Here is an 18,651-nt window from a genome sequence, read left to right on the forward strand (position 1 = left end):
AATCACCTCCCGCATGACGATCGCTGACAACAAGAAGGCCTTTTTCGACTACTTCATCGAAGAACGCTATGAGGCCGGGATCGTGCTGGAAGGCTGGGAAGTCAAGGCGATCCGCGCCAATCGCGTCCAGATCAAGGAAGGTTACGTCGTGATACGCAATGCCGAGATGTTCCTGATCGGCGCGCACATCAGCCCGCTGCAAAGCGCCTCCACGCACGTCAATCCCGACCCGGTGCGCACCCGGAAGCTGCTGCTCAATGCCGACGAAATCAAGAAACTGATTGGCAAGGTCGAGCAACGCGGCTACACGTTGGTGCCGCTAAACCTGCACTACACACGCGGCCGCGTGAAATGCGAGATAGGTCTCGGCAAGGGCAAGAAGCAGTTCGACAAGCGCGAGACCGAAAAGAACCGCGACTGGCAGCGCGAAAAAGCGCGCCTGATGAAGAGCGAGAAGGAATAAAAAACGGAGGCTTCGGCCTCCGTTCTTGTTCCCGCTACCCAACGGGCAAATCAGGACGAATCAGATCGCCTTCTCGGCCTTCTGACCTTTCACAATCTGCAGCGCGGACGCAATCATCGAGCTCATTTCGCCCAGATTGCCCGGTACGATCAGCGTATTGCCGTGCTTGGCCAGATTCCCGAACGCCGCGACATACTCCTCCGCCACCTTCAGGTTGACCGCTTCCGTACCGCCGTCGCTTCGAATCGCGTGGCCGATTTTCGCGATAGCCTGAGCATTGGCTTCCGCCACCGCCAGAATCGCAGCTGCCTCGCCCTGCGCCGTATTGATCGCCGCCTGCTTCTCGCCCTCGGACTTCTGAATCGCGGCCTCCCGCGCACCGGACGCCAGGTTGATCTGCTCCTGGCGTTTGCCCTCGGACGCCGCAATCAGCGCCCGCTTCTCGCGTTCTGCCGTGATCTGCGCCTGCATCGCATGCAGGATCTCCTTGGGTGGCGTCAGGTCCTTGATCTCGTAGCGCAACACCTTGACGCCCCAGTTGGCGGCGGCTTCATCCAAGGCGTTGACGACGCTGTGGTTGATGAACTCGCGTTCCTCGAAGGTCTTGTCCAGTTCGAGCTTGCCGATCACCGACCGCAGGGTGGTCTGCGAGAGCTGCGTGATGGCCACGACAAAATTGCTCGACCCGTATGACGCCTTCATCGGGTCGGTCACCTGAAAGTACAGCACGCCGTCGACTTGCAGCTGCGTGTTGTCCTTTGTGATACACACCTGGCTCGGCACATCCAGGGGAATTTCCTTGAGGATGTGCTTGTAGGCCACGCGATCGATGAACGGCACGACGATCGACAGCCCCGGCGTCAGCGTCGCGTGGTAGCGCCCCAGACGCTCCAGCACCCAGGCGTGCTGCTGCGGCACGATCTTGACGGCCTTCGCAATCAACACGATGGCGGCAATAAGCAGGATCAGCGGAAACAGACCGAGCTGATAGGCAAGCATGTACGACTCCCGTCAAAAGGAAAACACTTCAAGGCGAATACAGCGGAACGCTAGCGTGGCGACACAATGAGCGTGGCGCCCCGGACTTCGACAATCCTGTAGCGACCCGGAGCGGGATCGGTGCCCGGAGCCAGTTCGACGGTCCAGTCAGCCCCGCGATATGGCACACGTGCGCGCCGGAAAGCGTCCCATGTGGGCACTTCGACTTCCTGCCCGATATCGAGGTTCACGCCCGGATCCGTCGCTGCATCGGTGCGGCGCAGCTTGCCGAAGCGCGTCCGCCTGAGCGCGACAATCGCCACGATGGCAACCAGCGCGGCCGTGACCGTCTGCACCGGCACCTCCGCACCAAGCAGCGCGGCAATGCCGCCAGCTATCACGCCGCAGGCCACCATCAGCAGATAGAACGTGCCAGACGCCATCTCGGCGATCACCAGCACGACGGCCGCGGCAAACCACAAGTAGTACGACGTCATCCCGCTCCCCGAAAAGCAAAACCCCCGCCAAGCGCCTACGGCGCCTGCGGGGGCAGTTGGAACACCTGACCGCAGGGCCGGTGCCACACGGCGTGCCGGCCCTTAGGCCGGACACCGCTTGATTGGACGTCGCTATTGTGACGCGAAATGCCTCACGAAGCCAGTTGCTGCCAGGTCTCCACGACAGAATCGGGATTCAACGAAATCGACTTGATCCCTTCCTTGGCCAGCCACGCGGCAAAGTCAGGATGATCCGAAGGACCCTGGCCGCAGATGCCGACGTACTTGTCCAGGCGCAGCGCCGTGGAAATGGCGCGCTGCAGCATGAAACGAACCGCCGGATCACGCTCGTCGAAGTCCTTGGCCAGCAATTCCATGCCCGAGTCGCGGTCCAGGCCCAGCGTCAGCTGCGTCAGGTCGTTCGAGCCGATCGAGAAGCCGTCGAAGAACTGCAGGAACTCTTCAGCCAGGATCGCGTTCGACGGTACTTCGCACATCATGATGATGCGCAGGCCGTTTTCGCCGCGCTTCAGGCCATGCTTGGCCAGCAGTCCGATCACGCGCTCGGCCTGGCCCAGCGTGCGCACGAACGGCACCATGATCTCGACGTTGGTCAGGCCCATTTCGTCGCGAACGCGCTTCATGGCCTTGCATTCCATCTCGAACGCCTCGGCAAAGTCGTCAGAGATGTAGCGCGACGCGCCACGGAAGCCCAGCATCGGGTTCTCTTCGTCCGGCTCGTAGCGCGAGCCGCCGATCAGCTTCTTGTACTCGTTCGACTTGAAGTCGGACAGGCGCACGATCACGGGCTTCGGATAGAACGCGGCACCAATCGTCGCGATACCCTCGGCAAGCTTGTCCACGTAGAACGCGCGCGGGCTGGCGTGGCCGCGGGCCACCGATTCCACGGCCTTCTTCAGGTCGGAGTCGACTTGCGGGTAGTCGAGGATCGCCTTCGGATGAACGCCGATGTTGTTGTTGATGATGAATTCCAGACGGGCCAGGCCAACACCGTGGTTCGGAATCTGCGCGAAGTCGAACGCCAGCTGCGGATTGCCGACGTTCATCATGATCTTGGTCTCGATCTCCGGCATCTCACCGCGCATGACCTCGGTGACTTCCGTTTCCAGCAGACCGTCGTAGATACGGCCTTCGTCGCCTTCGGCGCACGACACCGTCACCAGCGTGCCGTCCGTCAGCAAGTCGGTAGCGTCACCGCAGCCCACCACTGCCGGCACACCCAGTTCACGCGCGATGATCGCGGCGTGGCAGGTACGGCCGCCACGGTTCGTGACGATGGCGGCGGCACGCTTCATCACCGGTTCCCAGTTCGGGTCGGTCATGTCGGCCACCAGCACGTCGCCAGGCTGCACGCGCTCCATTTCGGACGGATCATTGATGACGCGAACCGGGCCGGTACCGATCTTCTGACCGATTGCACGGCCGCTGGTCAGCACTGCCGAAGTGCCCTTCAGCTTGAAGCGCTGCTCGGCCTTGCCGGCGGACTGGCTCTTCACGGTTTCCGGACGCGCCTGCAGGATATAGATCTTGCCGTCCTTGCCGTCCTTGCCCCATTCGATGTCCATCGGGCGGCCATAGTGCTTTTCGATGATCATCGCGTAGCGAGCCAGCTCGTTCACATCGTCATCGCTGATCGAATAGCGATTACGCAGCTCGGGCGGCACGTCCACGGTCTTCACACGGCCTGCTTCGCCGGGTTTCGTGAATTCCATCTTGACCAGCTTCGAGCCGATCGAACGGCGGATGATCGGGTACTTGCCGGCTTGCAGCGTCGGCTTGAAGACGTAGAACTCGTCCGGGTTCACGGCGCCTTGCACCACCGTCTCGCCCAGGCCGTAGCTCGACGTGATGAACACCACGTCGGGGAAGCCCGATTCCGTATCGATCGTGAACATCACGCCGGAAGAAGCCAGGTCCGAACGGACCATGCGCTGCACGCCGGCCGACAGCGCCACCACGTCATGGGCAAAGCCCTTGTGAACGCGGTAGGAAATCGCACGGTCGTTATACAGCGATGCAAAGACGTGCTTGATCTTATCGAGGATGTCGTCGATACCGCTGACGTTGAGGTACGACTCCTGCTGGCCCGCGAACGATGCATCGGGCAGGTCTTCGGCGGTAGCCGACGAACGCACGGCGAACGATGCCTCGGCGCCTTCGCGCGCCGACACACGTGCATAGTGCTCGCGGATTTCCGCTTCGAGGCGCGGCTGGAACGGCGCCGTGGCAACCCAGCCGCGGATCTCGGCACCAGCTTCCGCCAGCGCCTTCACGTCGTCCACGTTGAGCGTCTTCAGACGTTCGGAAATGCGGGCGGTCAGGTTGTTGTGTTCGAGGAAGTCACGGAATGCCAGCGCGGTGGTGGCAAAACCGCCGGGGACGCGCACGCCGGCGCCGGCCAGCTGCGAGATCATCTCGCCGAGCGACGAATTCTTGCCGCCGACGGTCTCCACGTCCTGCATGCGCAGTTCTTCGAACGGCAGCACGTACGCGCCGTTATCTACCTGGTTGGTCATAAAAGCCTCAAAACAAAGTAAGAAATCTTTTGCACCGACCGGTATCTTGTTGGTGTTCTGTCCCCGGCGGATCGCTTGGCTGAGCAATTCCTTGTGCCATCAGACGCTGTAGATGCTGCGTCGCACATTGTCGACAATCCGGTCGCAGATCGTTGTCTGACCGGCATTGGCGGAATTGCTTAGCCAAAAGATCGCCGCTATTCTACCGTGCCGCACCGCACTTTCGCTCAGCGGCTGTTCCAAATTATTGTTCAGACATGTCCTTGCCCGAAGCGCCTGACGCGTCGCAACCTGCGCTGGCCCAGACTCCCCAGACTGACTCATCCCCGGCGCAGAGCCAGCCAGCGGCTGACCGCCCTGCCGTGCGGACGGTCTTTATCGTTTCCGATGGCACCGGCATCACCGCCGAAACATTCAGTCACTCGATTCTTGCGCAATTCGAAATGCGCTTTCGCAAAGTACGAATGCCTTTCGTCGATACGCCGGATAAGGCTCATGTCGCCGTCAGCAAGATCAATGAGGCGTTCTACAACGAGGGCGTGCCTCCGATCGTCTTCACCACCCTCGTCAACGCCGAATCGAACAAGGCGATGCGCCGGGCCAAGGCGATGATCCTGGATATGTTCCAGACCTTCATCGAACCCCTGGAGAAGGAACTGGGACTGAAGTCCACGCATGCGATCGGGCGCTTCCACCAGAACGCCGATACCGAGGCATACAAGAACCGGATCGAAGCCATCAATTTTTCGCTGGCACATGATGACGGGCAGTCACATAAAAATCTGCAAGAGGCCGATGTGATCCTGGTGGGTGTGTCGCGCAGCGGCAAGACGCCTACCAGCTTGTACCTGGCCATGCAGTATGGACTCAAGGCCGCCAACTATCCGCTGATTCCGGACGATTTCGAGCGCGGCCGCCTGCCTTCGGCGCTCTACGCCTTCAAGCCCAAGATCTTCGGGCTGTCGATCGATCCCCAGCGACTGACCGAAATCCGCAACGAGCGCCGCCCGGGCAGCAAGTATGCGGCGATCGAAAACTGCCGGTATGAGGTCAATGAGGCAGAGGCCATGATGCGCCGCGAAGGCATCAAGTGGCTGTCCTCGACGCACAAGTCGATCGAGGAGATCGCCACCACGATCCTTCAGGAAATCAAGATCGACCGGGACAACTACTGACGCACGGCGTTTTGAGAATCGTCTTCTAGGCACGTGGTGGCCTGGGATGGAATATGACGTCATCGACGTGACGTCTCCATGCCATGACCATCACTATGACCGTAGATCAGTTTCCGCAACTACCTGAATCAGGCGACGCTTCCGGCCCCGCCCGGCAACACGCCCCGTCACGAGGAATCGACCTCCGTAACGCTGGCATCATATTCACGGCAATTGCCGTGGCGCTCGGTGGCATCTTCGGCATTGTCGAGCTGTCGTCACGCCGCGCCGATAAAGCAATCGAGGTCGTCCATGACCAGCTCGATTCCGTAAAGTATCGGGTCGACACCCTCCACCTGTCCCATCAGGAACTCGTTCAACGGGTTGCGCGGCTTGAAACCAGCGTGGACCAGCGATTCGAAAAGCTCGAAACCAAGATGGAAAAGAGATTCGAGCAGATGGACAAGCGGTTCGAACAGATGGACAAGAAGTTCGAGCGTCTGGACGAGAAGTTCGACCGCATGGATGAGAGGTTCGACCGTATGGACGAAAAGTTCGAGCGTATGACCGACGCCCTGCTCCTGCTGGTCGGCAAAAAATCCACGCCCGCCAACACCCCCGCTGCCACAACCAGGGAAAGCCGGTCGCGCTAGCGGCTCACGACTTCATGTCGATCGGCGTTGCCGCACCGTTTCAAACAGGCACACGGCAGTTGCAGCCGCCACATTCAGCGACTCCAGCCCGCCCGGCTGGGGAATGCCGACCGTGCGCGATACGCGTGCCATCCAGTCCGGGCTCACCCCTGCGCCTTCGTTTCCGACCACCCAGCCCACCGGTTGCCGAAGGTCCGTGTCGAACACTGCGGCATCGGCGTGCGACGACGTCGCCAGCAGTGGAACGGCCAGTCGGGTGGCGAGCATGTCCAGCGTGCAATGCTCGACGATATTGAGATGGAAATTCGCGCCCATGCCGGCACGCAGCGTCTTAACCGACCATGCAAACGCGCATCCCGTCGTGAGGAACGCATGGGGAATGCCTGCAGCCGCGGCACTACGCAGAATCGATCCGACGTTGCCCGCATCCTGAACGCCGTCGAGGATGATGCAGTCGGTATCGATCTTCGCGGGCAAATGCCCGGCTGGTGTATCGATGACGAACAGCAGATCGATGCCATTCGCCACGCTACTGATCTGGGTGAACAGCGCATCCGCCAGCACGACAACGCGCTCGGGATCGATCCGGTCCAGCAACGGGCGTACTTCGGCGTGATCGTAGTGGCGTTCACCTACCACGCACGATGCGGGTTGCCCCAATGCGTCCACGTACGCTTGCGCCAGATGCACGCCATCGAGCACGGACTGGCCGGACTTACGGCGTTGATGGGTCGACCCGGTCAGGGCCTTCAACTGCTTGAACAGCGCGTTGTCGCGCGAAGTGACGTGCTTCAAAGCGTTGTCGTTGTAGAGAGCTTAGAAAGGTGGCGCTTCTTGCACCGCGCCGCTCAGCCGCTCCAGCGCCACGCGTACCGGCGCGAACGACCGCCGGTGATGCGGCGTAGGGCCATGACGCTCGAGCGCCGCAAAGTGCTGGGGCGTTGGGTAGCCAAAATGTGAATCGAAGCCGTATTCAGGATACTGCTGGTGCAATTCCAGCAGGTTGCGGTCGCGCGCTACCTTTGCGAGGATCGACGCTGCCGAAATCGCACGCACCTTGGCGTCGCCCTTGACGATAGCTTCCACCGGAAACGCAACCTGCGGGCAGCGGTTTCCGTCGACCTGCACGAGGTCGGGAATGACACCACTGGCTGCCAGCCCCTGGACGGCGCGTTGCATGGCGAGCATCGACGCATGGAGGATGTTGATCGAATCGATCTCCTCCACCGTTGCGAACGCTATGTGCCAGCCCAATGCCCGCTCACAGATCCGGTCGAACAGCGCCGCTCGCTTCTCGGCCGTCAGGATTTTCGAGTCGGCCAGACCACGAATCTGGCGGTCCGGATTCAACACGACTGCTGCCGCGTACACCGGACCTGCCAGCGGTCCTCGCCCGGCCTCGTCCACGCCGCAAAGGCGCTGAACCACGGCAACGGTCTGCGTCAGTTCGAGCCCGAGTTGGCCGGCGTTTGCAGCTTTGACTCGCGGCATCAGGCTACTCCCCGGCTATGCATCAGGTCTGCTACCACGCCCGACGCCAGCCGTGCCGTATCCCGCTTCAACGTTTCGTGCATGGTCGTGAAATGCTCGCGCAGGAATGCAATATTGCCTTCGTCATTGAGTTGCAGCAGCGTCTCGCGCGCCAGCGCCTCTGGCGTGGCATCGTCCTGCAGCAACTCGGGCACCACAAAGCGCCCTGACAGAATATTAGGCAGCCCCACGTAAGGCAGGTAGCCCTGCCGCTTCATGATCTGCGCGGTCAGCCAGGGCACCTTGTACGAGATCACCATTGGTTTCTTGTACAACGCGGCCTCCAGCGTCGCTGTGCCACTGGCCAGCAGTACAACATCCGCCGACTCCATCGCCAGATGCGATTGACCATCCACAATCGTGAGGTCGATCTCAGGATGTTGCGCGTGCAATTCTTCGACGATGGCGTGCAGCGAGGCATTGGCTGCCGGAAGCACAAAGGCGAGATTGCCGTCCATCCGATGCATGCGCGCCATTGCCTCGAAGAACGTAGCGCCCAGGTTACGAACTTCCGACTGCCGGCTGCCGGGCAGCACCGCAACGATGCGCTTGCCTTCCGGCAAACCCAGTTTCACGCGCGCGCCTGCCACGTCGGGCACCATCGGAATCACATCTGCCAGCGGATGACCCACGTATGTCGCGGGAATACCGGCCTTGGCGTAGATCTCCGGCTCGAACGGGAACAGACAGAGGATGTGGTCCACCGCCCGCGCAATCGTGCGGATACGACCGCCGCGCCACGCCCAAATCGATGGACTGACAAAGTGCACAACGGGAATTCCCGCGCGCCGCAGCGGAACTTCGAGACCGAAATTGAAATCCGGCGCGTCCACGCCAATAAAACACAGCGGCGGACGGGCCAGCAACTGATCACGAATCGCGCGACGAGTGGCCAGAATCTCTCGCAGCGATCCAAGAACTTCGACATAGCCGTTGACGGACAGCGTCTCCATCGGCCAATGCGAAACGAAACCCTGCGCCATCATGCGGCGTCCGCCAATTCCGGCGTAGTCCACTGATTCGCCTAGCCGCGCGTGCAATCCTTCAAGCAATAGCGAAGCCAGCAGATCGCCCGATGCCTCTCCGGCAACCATTGCGATCGTGCCGCGCTTGTTTACATGGGCCACCGCTTCAGCGGGAAGCGCGGCCTGCATGGCTGCCTCGACCATGTCTGGCTTGCTTTCAGCGCACGATGCCGCGCTGCGTCGCGGCGAGGAAGTCGACGAACGACTGCAGTGGCGCCGCCGTGGTGGCGTCGGACTGGCCCAGCAATGCCACGATTTCCTGTCGGGCAACGTCGAAGCTCAGGTCTGACTTGTACAGCAGCTTGTAAGCCTGGCGCAGCGCCGCGATCTGGCCCGCGTCAAAACCACGCCGGCGCAGCCCTTCCACGTTGATGCCGTGCGGCGTCGCCTTGTTGCCGCTCTTGTCGCTGGCCGCGATCACAAACGGCGGCACATCCTGCACCAGCGCCGACGCGCCACCCAGCATGGCATGGGCACCAATTCGCACGAACTGGTGCACGCCGCTCATGCCACCAAGAATTGCCCAGTCACCCACTTCCACGTGGCCGGCAATCTGCGCATTGCTGGAGAACACTGTGTGGTTGCCCACCTGGCAGTCGTGCGCGATATGCACGTACGCCATGATCCAGTTGTCGTTGCCCAGGCGGGTCAGCCCGCGGTCTTGCACCGTGCCCGTGTGGATCGTGGTGAATTCACGAATCGTATTGCGGTCGCCAATTTCGAGCCGGGTCGGCTCATTGGCATATTTCATGTCCTGCGGCACGCCACCCACAGAGGCATACGGCCCGATGCGGTTGCCTTCACCAATCGTGGTATGACCCTCGACCGTGGTGTGCGAGCCGATCCGCGTGCCGCTGCCAATCCGTACGTTCGGACCGACGATCGAAAACGGGCCGACTTCCACATCGGCGCCAAGTTCAGCCTTCGGGTCGACCAGTGCGGTGGGATGGATTTGCGTCATACGTCCTGTCCTGTGCTTTCAGTTCTGCTCGGTATCGGAAGGATCAGGCCTCGGCCTGCTTGACCGTGCACATCAGCTCGGCTTCGCAAGCGACTTCGCCATCTACAGTGGCGCTGGCCTTGAACTTCCAGATACCGCGGATGTAGCGTTCCACGGTGACATTCAGATGCAGCTGATCACCGGGATACACCACGCGCTTGAAGCGTGCGCCGTCGATGCCGACGAAGTAGTACAGCGCGCCTTCCTTGCGCTCCATGTCGGCGCCAAAGGTCAGCAGGCCAGCCGACTGCGCCAGCGCTTCCAGAATCATGACACCCGGCATCACCGGTTGTTCCGGGAAATGGCCCATGAAATACGGCTCGTTGATCGTCACGTTCTTCAGGGTCTTGATCCGCTTTTGCGGTTCGAACTCGAGTACGCGGTCGACCAGCAGAATCGGATACCGATGCGGCAGCAGCTTCAGGATCTTGCGGATGTCGATGTCGGAGGCTGTCATGATGATTTCTCTTCGTCTTGTTTGTTGCTATTGGACCCAGTGGTACCGCCGCGCAACCGGCGTTCCATCTGCACCACTCGTTCACGCAGCTTCGACAAGCCGCGCACGATGGCCGCGTTGCGCTCCCATTCACCATGCGATGTGAACGGGAATACGCTAGTGAAGTGTCCACCGGGTTTTGTAATCGATTTGGTAATCGACGTGCCGCCGGACACTGTGGTCCGGTCAGCGATATTCAAATGGCCGGAAAAATTGGCCGCGCCCCCAATCACGCAGAACTTGCCGATTCTCGTGCTGCCCGACACCGCCGCCGTGCCGGCGATCACGGTATGGGCGCCCACATGCACGTTATGAGCAATCTGCACCTGATTGTCGATCTTGCAGCCGTCCTCGATCACGGTATCGGCCATCGCGCCACGGTCCACGCACGTGTTCGCGCCAATTTCCACATCGTTGCCCAGCAACGCACGGCCAACCTGCGGGATCTTGACGTACTCGACCCCCGCCGGTCCGATATCGGGTGCAAAGCCAAAGCCATCGGCACCGATCACCGCCCCGCTGTGCAGGATGTTGCGCGCACCCACCACGCAACGATGATAGACAGAAACATTGGCGTAGATGAGCGTATCTTCGCCGATCTTCGCCCCTGCGCCGATAAAGGCATTTGCCAGGACACGCACCCGCTCACCCAACTGCGCCCCAGCCTCGATGACCACGTTCGGACCGATGAAGCATGACGCGGGAACCACTGCGTCAGCCGCCACCGTAGCCCGCGGGTCAATGCCGACACGTGGGTCCGCATTGGCGGCCCGATCGAAGCGCTGCGCCACTCGGGCAAAGCAGACATAGGGATTGCGGGCCACCAGCCAGTTACGGCCATCGGCCTGCCCGTCCGCGCGGATGCGCTCCAGGTCTGCCGGCGACACGATAATGGCGCCGGCCTTCGAAGCCAGCGCCTGCGCCAGGTATAGCGGATTGGAGAGGAACGACAGGTCGCCGGAACCAGCCTGGTCGAGCGGCGCCAGGCCGCCCACGGCCAGGTCGGGATCACCCACAACCTGCGCGCCGTTCTCGGTGGCGAGCTGACCCAGTGTGGGTGTCTTCATGGCGGTACTTCCTTGAGAAAAAGCGAAGGCGGTCGCGAGCGGCCGCCGCTTCGCTTACTTGCCCGAGCCGGCGTTCAGCGCCTTCATCACGTCGTCCGTGATGTCGATACGCGGATTGACGTAGACCGCTTCCTGCACGATCAGATCGTACTTGCGCTGCTCAGCCAATTGACGAATCACGCGATTCGCGCGTTCCAGAACCTGGGCCAGTTCCTCATTGCGGCGCTGGTTCAGGTCCTCACGGAATTCGCGCTGCTTGCGCTGGAATTCGCGGTCGAGGTCGGCCACTTCGCGCTGACGGCGCTGGCGGTCGGCGTCGGCCAGCACGGCCGTGTCCTTGTCGAGCTTGTCAGCCATAGCCTTGATCTTCTGGGCCATGTCCTGCAACTCGCGGTCGCGCTTGGAGAATTCCTGCTCGAGCTTGACCTGGGCAGCCTTGGCCGGCTGCGAGTCACGCAGGATACGCTCCGAGTTCACCGCGGCAATGCGCGTCTCCTGAGCCATCGCCGGGGCCGCCGCGCAAAGGGCCGCAGCGGCCAGCGCGGCCGCGCTCAGGGATTTCATCAGTGGAGTGTGGAGTTTCATCAAACAGAATCCTTTGTGGGGATCAGAATGCAGTACCAATCTGGAACTGGAACCGCTGAACGCGATCGTTGTCGTCCTTCTTCAGCGGGAAGCCCATGCTGACCTTGAGCGGCCCGATCGGCGACAGCCACGACATACCGAAACCGGTCGAATACTTCAGGTCGCTGAACGTAATCGGTGCACCTTCCTGATAGACGTTACCAAAGTCGAAGAACGTGAACAGGCGCAGGGTACGATCGACGCCGGAGCCTGGCAGCGGGAACACAAATTCCACGTTACCGATCAGCTTCGAGGCACCACCCACGGGGTTGCCGTTCTGGTCCTTCGGACCAAGCGTGCTGGTCTGGTAGCCACGGACCGAACCGATACCACCGGCGTAGAAATACTTGAACACCGGGAACGGCGTGTTGCCGTAACCGTGACCATAAGCAACCTCACCGTTGAAGGCCAGCGTGAACGCCTTCGACAGCGGATAGAAATACTGCTGCTGGAAGCTCGCGCGATAGTACTGCGTATCGCCGCCCGGCACGCCGACTTCCAGGTTGGCCTGGGTGTACGGACCCTTGGTCGGGATCAGCGCACTGTCACGACGGTCACGCGCCCAACCAATCGTGAACGGGAAGTTGTTGATCGGATCGCCGCTGGCCTTGCCGATCTTCTGCAGCCACGCCGTGTACTGGCTCGGCGTATTGGTCGACGTATAGACCTGGGTACGCTCATAGCCGATACCGAAGAACACCGTGTCGTTCTCGGAGAACGGCACGCCGAACTTGAAGCCGCCACCGGCCGACACGATCTTGTAGTCCTGATCACCGGTGTAGTACAGCGGGCGGGACGTACGATAGTAGATGTCCGTCGAGCGGCTGATGCCATCCACCGTGAAGTACGGATCGTACTGCGTCAGCGCGATCGTACGGAACGACTTGGCCGTGTTCACGTCCAGGCCCAGGCTGGTGCCGGAGCCGAATACGTTGTCCTGGCGCAGGCCTGCCTGCAGCACGAGCTTGTCGGTCGACGAGAAACCGAGACCCAGGCTGATCTGGCCGGTCGGCTTCTCGGTCACGTTCACGTTCACGTCCACCTGGTCAGGCGCGCCGGCCACGTCCTCGGTCGTGATGTTCGTGTCGGTGAAGTAGCCGGTACGGTTGATACGGGCCTGCGACTGCTGGAGCTTTTCGCTATCGAACCACGAGCTTTCCATCTGGCGCATTTCGCGGCGAACCACTTCATCGCGCGTCTTGCTGTTGCCCACGACGTTCACGCGACGCACGTAGACACGACGGCCCGGGTCGACCATCAGGGTCAGCGCGACTTCGCGCTTTTCCTTGTCGATCTGGGGCTGCGGATTGATCGTGGTGAAGGCGTAGCCGTACGTGCCAAGCAGATCGGTGATGGCCTTGGTGCTGGCCGTCAGCTTCTCGGACGAGAAAATGTCGCCCTTCTTCAGCTGCAGCAGCTTCTGAATCTCGTCCTGCTTGCCCAGCAGTTCACCAGCCAGACGGATATCGGACACCTTGAACTGATCGCCCTCGCTGATATTGAGGGTCAGGTAGATATCCTTCTTGTCCGGCGTGATCGACACCTGGGTCGATTCGATCTGGAATTCCAGATAACCGCGGTTCAGGTAGTACGAACGCAGCGCTTCCAGGTCGGCCGTGAGCTTCTGCTTGGAATAGAGATCGTTCTTCGTGTACCAGGACAGCCAGTTCGGTGTGGACAGCTGCATCTCGTCGCGCAGCGTGCTTTCCTTGAAAGCCTTGTTGCCGACGATATTGATCTGACGGATCTTGGCGACCGGGCCTTCCTCGACGTTGAACACCACGGACACGCGATTGCGGTCCACCGGTGTCACGGTGGTCTGGACCTCGGCCGCGTAGTAGCCGCGGGCCACGTACTGGCGCTTCAGTTCCTGCTCGGCCTTGTCGATCAGCGCCTTGTCGTAGTAACGCGCCTCGGCTACGCCCACGGCACGCAGCGAGCGGCGCAGCGTGTCCTTGTCGAATTCCTTGATGCCGACGAATTCCAACTGGGAGATTGCCGGGCGTTCCTCGACCTGCACGACCAGCACGCCATCTTCGGCGCGGATCTGCACGTCCTTGAAAAAGCCGGTATTGTAGAGCGCGCGAATCGCATCGGCGCCTTTGTCGTCGGTGAACGTCTCGCCGACTCGAACCGGAAGATAGCCGAAGACCGTACCCGGCTCCACGCGCTGCAGGCCTTCAACGCGAATATCCTTGACCACAAACGGATCTGCGGCCCAACCCACCGGGCTCCATGCCGCAATAATGGCACTCGTCAGCAAGCTCAGCGAGATGCGCTTATTTCTGATCAAAGTCGATCCCCTCTTCCTCATCGATTTCATGCAGGGTGTTGGCTCCAACGCCGATTGCAGCTACGCCTGACAATACCGGCAAGACTGATCCCGCCCGACGGGGAAAACCCCCTCGGAATGCGACCGCCCCCGGCCGACAGACGTTTCCGGCTGCGCGAAACTAGCCGCGCGCAAGAAACAGTCGGCTGACGTCATTGAACAAAGCGAGTGAGGTCAGGAGCAAGATGCACGCGATGCCGACCTTCTGCAGCATCGCTTGCCAGTGGTCTGGTACAGGCCTGCCAGTCAAAAATTCCACGCAATAATACAGCAAATGCCCCCCATCCAGCACCGGAATAGGTAACAAATTCAGTACACCGAGGCTGACACTGACCAGCGCAAGGAAGCTCACGAACGGCTGCCAACCCATGTTGGCGGCACGGCCGGCATAGTCGGCCACGGTCAGCGGGCCGCTCAGATTCTGCAGCGATGCCTGGCCGATCAGCATTTTGCCAAGCAGCTTCAATGACAGCGTGCTGGTGCTCCAGACCTGGTCCGCCGCGCGCGCCAGCGCCTGCGTGAACGGATATCGCACGATCTCGGTCTGCACGGCCTGGTTCAGCGCCGCGCCCAGCTTGCCGACCATCGCGGGTGCGGCCCCTTCGGTTTCGGCCTTGCCGCCCGGAGCGGCATCCAGTTTCACGGCCACGTCCAGACGCCGGCCTTCGCGTTCGATGCCAAGCGTGACTTCCTGCCCCGGCCGTGCCCGCACGCCGCGAATCAGCTCGCCCGCCTGGCTCAGCGGCTGGCCTTGCCAGGCCACGATCCTGTCCCCGCCGCGCAGGCCAGCCCGCTGGGCGGCCGAATCCGCAACGATCTCGGTGATGGTGACTGGCCCGCCCTTCAGCGCCAGCCCAAGGGTGGCGAGGGGGTCTTGATCCGGGTTGCCGCCGGTATCCGGCAGGCGCCCAAGCGCGATATCCCGCTCGGCGCCGTCTGCACCGCGTACGTGCAATACCGCGCGTGCATCGCCGAATCCCTGGGCAAATACGGCCATGCGCAGGTCATTCCAGGAGCGAACCGGCTCAGTCTGGCCATTCGCTGCCAGCGACAGCACACGGTCGCCGTCGCGCACCCCTGCCTGCGCCGCCACCGTACCGGCTGCCGGCGTGGAAAGCACGGGCACCGGCTCGCGCATGCCGCCGGCGAAAAGCACCAGATACAGCGCAATGGCGAGGGCGAAATTGGCAAGCGGACCCGCCGCCACGATGACAAAACGCTTGCCAACGGGTTGCCGATTGAAGGCACGCGGCAGTTCGGCGGCGTCGATGGGCGGATCGGTCTCCGGGTCCCGCTCGCGCTCGTCGAGCATCTTGACGTAGCCGCCGAGCGGAATGGCTGCCAGCGTCCACTCGGTGCGGTCGCGCCCCTTGCTGACCCAGCGCGCCAGCGGCCGGCCGAAACCGATCGAGAACCGCAGGACCTTGACCCCGCAAGCGCGCGCGGCCAGATAGTGGCCCATCTCATGCACGAAGATCAGGACACAGAGGGCGACGACAAAGGCGATCACGGTTTGCATGGCAAGTCCCCCTTTCCAGATCCGGGCCGGGCCGTGATACCGATCAACGGCTGGCCAGTTGTTTCAGCAACGCCTGGGCGGCACCGCGTGCCGCGGCATCGGCCGCCAGTACACCCTCGAGCGAAGCGGATTCGCCCTCGGCGGGCTGCTCCAGCACATCAGCCACCACGCGAGCGATATCCGTAAACCGGATACTACCGGCCAGGAAGGCCTCCACGGCTACCTCATTTGCAGCATTCAGCACGGCCGGCGCAACCCCGCCAGCTCGCAATGCATCAAAGGCTAACCCGAGGCACGGGAACCGCTCAAGGTCAGGAATCTCAAAATGGAGTCCGCCCGCAACGGTCAGGTCCAGTGGCGTCACGCCCGAATCGATGCGCTCCGGATAGGCCATCCCGTAGGCAATCGGCGTGCGCATATCGGGGTTGCCGAGCTGCGCCAGCACCGAACCGTCGGCGTAGGCCACCATCGAATGCACGATGCTCTGAGGGTGGATCAGCACCTCGATCTTGTCCGCCGGCGCGCCGAACAGCCAGTGGGCCTCGATGACCTCAAGCCCCTTGTTCATCATCGTGGCCGAGTCGACCGAGATCTTGCGCCCCATCACCCACTTCGGATGGGCACAAGCCTGGTCCGGCGTGATGTCGTGCAGGGTCGCCGGATCGCGGGTCCGGAACGGGCCGCCCGACGCCGTCAGTAGCACCTTCGACACCCCCGCGCCATAACGCGGATCGCTGGTCGGCAGGCACTGGAAAATGGCGTTGTGCTCGCTATCGATCGGCAGCAGCGTGGCGCCGTGATGGTGCACCGCATCCATGAAGATGCTGCCCGACATCACCAGCGATTCCTTGTTGGCCAGCAGCACGCGCTTGCCCGCGCGCGCAGCCGCCAGCGACGAGCGCAGGCCCGCAGCGCCCACGATGGCGGCCATCACCGCATCGGTTCCTGCGTCCGAGGCGATCGAATCCAGCGCCTCCGGACCGTAGCCGACCTCGGTAGTCACGCCGGCCGGACGTAGCTTGCCTTCGAGTTCGCGTGCCGCTTCAGCCGATCCGACCACCGCCCGCGCCGGGCGAAACTCCACACATGCGGCAGCCAGCTTATCCACCTGCCGATGAGCGCTGAGCGCATGCACCGTGTAACGGTCCGGATGGCGGCGCACCACATCCAGCGTGCTTTCACCGATGGAGCCCGTGGCGCCCAGAATCGTAATGCGTTGCATATAACAGAGGAATTCAGTTGTGTTCAGACCCAGGCCAGCAGCAGCGCCGCCAGCGGAAACACCGGGATCAGCGCGTCGATGCGATCCAGGATACCGCCGTGGCCCGGCAGCAGCCGGCTGCTGTCCTTGATGCCAGTCTGGCGCTTGAGCAGCGATTCGAAAAGATCACCGACCACACTGGCCGCGACCAGCAGTGTCGTCAGCATGGCCAGCAAGCCGAGACCGCCCTTATCGGCGATCAGCGAATACCAGGTGGGAGCGAATGCATGGCTGGCCGCCAGGCCCAACGCCACGATCATCGCCAGCAGCCAGCCGCCAATCGCGCCTTCCCAGGACTTGCCCGGGCTGATGGTCGGCGCCAGCTTGCGTTTGCCGATTGCCTTACCGACGAAATAAGCGCCGATGTCGGCAGCCCACACCAGCACCGCGGCGGTCAGCAGCACGCCCACGCCGGCGGCGCGAAGCACCATGACCGCATGACCGAATGCCGGCAGCATGATCAGCCCGAGCACGACGCCCAGCACGGTGAAGCCCGGCGTTGCCTTGCGTACGCCCCGCGCAAGCAGGACCAGCGCCACGCCCCACGCTACGAGCGAAGCCTCAAGCAGCCAGTCGATCGCGTAGCCGGACGGGGCCAGATGCCAGGCCACCAGCGCCAGCAGGCAAACCACCGCGTAAACATAGGGCCAGGGCCGCGGCAGGCCGATCAGGCGGCCGAACTCCCAGCCACCCAGCAGCACGATGACCGCCACCAGCACCGCCAGCGCCGAAGGTGGCGCCAGGAACAGGATCGGCAGGATCAACAGCAACAGGCATACGGCGGTGATAACGCGGGTCAGAAGCATGCGGCTGCGGTTCCCGTGGGTGGTAAGAAGGTGCGGGCAGGCTCAGGCCGTTCCCGACAGGCCCGGCGCCACCACTTGGGCGCTGGTCCGGCCAAAGCGGCGTTCGCGCTGGCGGTAGGACGCAAAGGCCTTGTCGAGCTCGGCGGCATCGAAATCGGGCCAGAACGTGTCGGTGAAATACAGCTCGGTGTACGCAAGCTGCCAAAGCAGGAAATTGCTGATGCGCTGCTCGCCGCCCGTGCGAATGAACAGGTCCGGCTCCGGCGCATAGGACATTGCCAGGTGCGGCGCCAGCAGCGACTCATCGATCGACTCGCCTTCGAGCATCGGCGAGCGGGCCAGCATCTTGCGCATGGCCTGCAGGAGGTCCCAGCGGCCGCCATAGTTGGCCGCGATGGTCACGGTCAGGCCGGTATTGCCGGCCGTGCGGGCCTCCGCGTCCTTGATCATCTGCTGGATACGCGGACTGAAACGCGCCAGGTCGCCAACCACCCGCAGGCGGATGTTGTTGGCGTGCATCTTGACCACCTCGCGGCGCAGGGCCGTCATGAACAGGCGCATCAGGAAGGACACCTCGTCCGCGGGACGGCGCCAGTTCTCTGAGCTGAATGCAAACAGCGTCAGGTACTGTACGCCGCGTGAGGCGCAGGCCTGCACGATTTCGCGCACGGTATCCAGACCACGCGTGTGGCCGGCCACACGCGGCAGG

General features: G+C 62.3%; 18 protein-coding genes. 3 read left to right on the forward strand and 15 right to left on the reverse strand.

What is annotated here, in order from left to right; genetic code table 11:
- Positions 1-13: 13 nt before the first annotated feature.
- On the forward strand, positions 14-463 hold the full coding sequence (gene smpB, locus AC3FLX_RS23435; RefSeq protein ID WP_488699718.1) for an SsrA-binding protein SmpB: 450 nt from the start codon (positions 14-16) through the stop codon (positions 461-463).
- Between the two features lie 60 nt (positions 464-523).
- Here the strand turns inward: smpB and AC3FLX_RS23440 are convergent, their stop codons facing one another.
- From AC3FLX_RS23440 to ppsA, 3 genes are all read right to left on the reverse strand, one after another.
- The gene (locus tag AC3FLX_RS23440; protein WP_488699719.1) at positions 524-1,462 is read right to left on the reverse strand and encodes an SPFH domain-containing protein; all 939 of its coding nucleotides are present in this window, start codon (positions 1,460-1,462) and stop codon (positions 524-526) included.
- Positions 1,463-1,512: 50 nt separating this feature from the next.
- Entirely contained in the window at positions 1,513-1,938 is a 426-nt protein-coding gene (locus tag AC3FLX_RS23445; RefSeq protein ID WP_488699720.1) for an NfeD family protein, read from the reverse strand.
- A 152-nt stretch (positions 1,939-2,090) separates the two neighbouring features.
- On the reverse strand, positions 2,091-4,475 hold the full coding sequence (ppsA, locus tag AC3FLX_RS23450; RefSeq protein ID WP_488699721.1) for a phosphoenolpyruvate synthase: 2,385 nt from the start codon (positions 4,473-4,475) through the stop codon (positions 2,091-2,093).
- A 362-nt stretch (positions 4,476-4,837) separates the two neighbouring features.
- Here ppsA and ppsR point away from each other — a divergent pair, with 362 nt between their 5' ends.
- Both ppsR and AC3FLX_RS23460 read left to right on the forward strand, forming a co-directional pair.
- Complete coding sequence (ppsR, locus tag AC3FLX_RS23455; protein WP_488699740.1) at positions 4,838-5,650, forward strand: posphoenolpyruvate synthetase regulatory kinase/phosphorylase PpsR; 813 nt, start codon at positions 4,838-4,840, stop codon at positions 5,648-5,650.
- Positions 5,651-5,733: 83 nt separating this feature from the next.
- Entirely contained in the window at positions 5,734-6,282 is a 549-nt protein-coding gene (locus tag AC3FLX_RS23460) for a hypothetical protein (RefSeq protein WP_488699722.1), read from the forward strand.
- A gap of 12 nt (positions 6,283-6,294) precedes the next feature.
- Here the strand turns inward: AC3FLX_RS23460 and AC3FLX_RS23465 are convergent, their stop codons facing one another.
- The 12 genes from AC3FLX_RS23465 to uppS all read right to left on the reverse strand — a co-directional run.
- Positions 6,295-7,077, reverse strand: coding sequence for a TrmH family RNA methyltransferase (locus tag AC3FLX_RS23465; RefSeq protein ID WP_488699723.1), 783 nt, complete (start codon positions 7,075-7,077; stop codon positions 6,295-6,297).
- Between the two features lie 21 nt (positions 7,078-7,098).
- Positions 7,099-7,773: a ribonuclease HII gene (gene rnhB, locus AC3FLX_RS23470; protein ID WP_488699724.1), complete on the reverse strand. Its 675-nt coding sequence runs from the start codon at positions 7,771-7,773 to the stop codon at positions 7,099-7,101.
- Complete coding sequence (lpxB, locus tag AC3FLX_RS23475; protein WP_488699741.1) at positions 7,773-8,966, reverse strand: lipid-A-disaccharide synthase; 1,194 nt, start codon at positions 8,964-8,966, stop codon at positions 7,773-7,775. The genes rnhB and lpxB overlap by 1 nt, the downstream gene beginning before the upstream one ends.
- Positions 8,967-8,994: 28 nt before the next feature.
- Positions 8,995-9,798 (reverse strand): acyl-ACP--UDP-N-acetylglucosamine O-acyltransferase, encoded by an 804-nt coding sequence (gene lpxA, locus AC3FLX_RS23480; RefSeq protein WP_488699725.1) that lies wholly within the window; start codon positions 9,796-9,798, stop codon positions 8,995-8,997.
- A gap of 43 nt (positions 9,799-9,841) precedes the next feature.
- Positions 9,842-10,294: a 3-hydroxyacyl-ACP dehydratase FabZ gene (gene fabZ / locus AC3FLX_RS23485; RefSeq protein WP_061958372.1), complete on the reverse strand. Its 453-nt coding sequence runs from the start codon at positions 10,292-10,294 to the stop codon at positions 9,842-9,844.
- On the reverse strand, positions 10,291-11,400 hold the full coding sequence (gene lpxD, locus AC3FLX_RS23490; RefSeq protein ID WP_488699726.1) for a UDP-3-O-(3-hydroxymyristoyl)glucosamine N-acyltransferase: 1,110 nt from the start codon (positions 11,398-11,400) through the stop codon (positions 10,291-10,293). The genes fabZ and lpxD overlap by 4 nt, the downstream gene beginning before the upstream one ends.
- A 54-nt stretch (positions 11,401-11,454) precedes the next feature.
- Positions 11,455-11,985 carry an OmpH/Skp family outer membrane protein gene (locus AC3FLX_RS23495; RefSeq protein ID WP_488699727.1) on the reverse strand — a complete coding sequence of 177 codons (531 nt, stop codon included), beginning with the start codon at positions 11,983-11,985 and terminating at the stop codon, positions 11,455-11,457.
- Positions 11,986-12,007: 22 nt separating this feature from the next.
- On the reverse strand, positions 12,008-14,317 hold the full coding sequence (bamA, locus tag AC3FLX_RS23500; protein ID WP_488699728.1) for an outer membrane protein assembly factor BamA: 2,310 nt from the start codon (positions 14,315-14,317) through the stop codon (positions 12,008-12,010).
- 160 nt (positions 14,318-14,477) lie between these two features.
- Entirely contained in the window at positions 14,478-15,875 is a 1,398-nt protein-coding gene (gene rseP / locus AC3FLX_RS23505) for an RIP metalloprotease RseP (RefSeq protein WP_488699729.1), read from the reverse strand.
- A gap of 43 nt (positions 15,876-15,918) precedes the next feature.
- Positions 15,919-17,097, reverse strand: coding sequence for a 1-deoxy-D-xylulose-5-phosphate reductoisomerase (ispC, locus tag AC3FLX_RS23510; RefSeq protein WP_488699730.1), 1,179 nt, complete (start codon positions 17,095-17,097; stop codon positions 15,919-15,921).
- A gap of 23 nt (positions 17,098-17,120) precedes the next feature.
- Entirely contained in the window at positions 17,121-17,942 is an 822-nt protein-coding gene (locus AC3FLX_RS23515) for a phosphatidate cytidylyltransferase (RefSeq protein ID WP_488699731.1), read from the reverse strand.
- 42 nt (positions 17,943-17,984) lie between these two features.
- Positions 17,985-18,651: polyprenyl diphosphate synthase (gene uppS, locus AC3FLX_RS23520; protein ID WP_488699732.1), on the reverse strand; the 667-nt coding region annotated here is incomplete at its 5' end.

Source organism: Cupriavidus sp. 291-E7 (assembly GCF_057798835.1).